1 protein-coding gene is annotated in these 490 nt (G+C 61.2%); it reads right to left on the reverse strand.

Going from position 1 to position 490, the window contains the following annotated elements; all coding sequences use genetic code 11:
* Positions 1 to 79: 79 nt before the first annotated feature.
* Positions 80 to 490, reverse strand: a 411-nt coding sequence (locus AC1DH9_RS30850; protein ID WP_477809548.1) for a thiamine pyrophosphate-dependent enzyme, incomplete at its 5' end; no start/stop codon positions are given.

The raw sequence follows: 490 nt of genomic DNA on the forward strand, positions 1-490 counted from the left end.
ACGCGGCCCCCGACGGCGGTCCTGCGGACACGCAACGCAGCCTCGTGCCTCGGCAGCCGCTACAGGTGACAAGTCATTCTTAATCCAGCAACGAAATCGCCGTCGGTGCGTCGCTGCCGACCAGCGCCAGGTCTTCGAATTCGTTGACGGCGTTGATCTCGGTGCCCATGGAAATGTTGGTCACGCGCTCCAGGATAATCTCGACGATCACCGGAACCTTGAACTCCTCGATCAGCTCCTCGGCCTTGCGCAGGGCAGGGGCGATGCCCGCCGGTTCGAACACTCGCAACGCCTTGCAACCCAGGCCTTCGGCAACGGCTACGTGGTCCACCCCGTAACCATTGAGCTCCGGTGCGTTGAGATTGTCGAAGGACAATTGCACACAGTAGTCCATGTCGAAACCGCGCTGCGCCTGACGGATCAGACCCAGGTACGAGTTGTTCACCACAACGTGGATGTACGGCAGTTTGAACTGCGCGCCCACCGCCAG

This window comes from Pseudomonas sp. 05T35 (assembly GCF_056396605.1).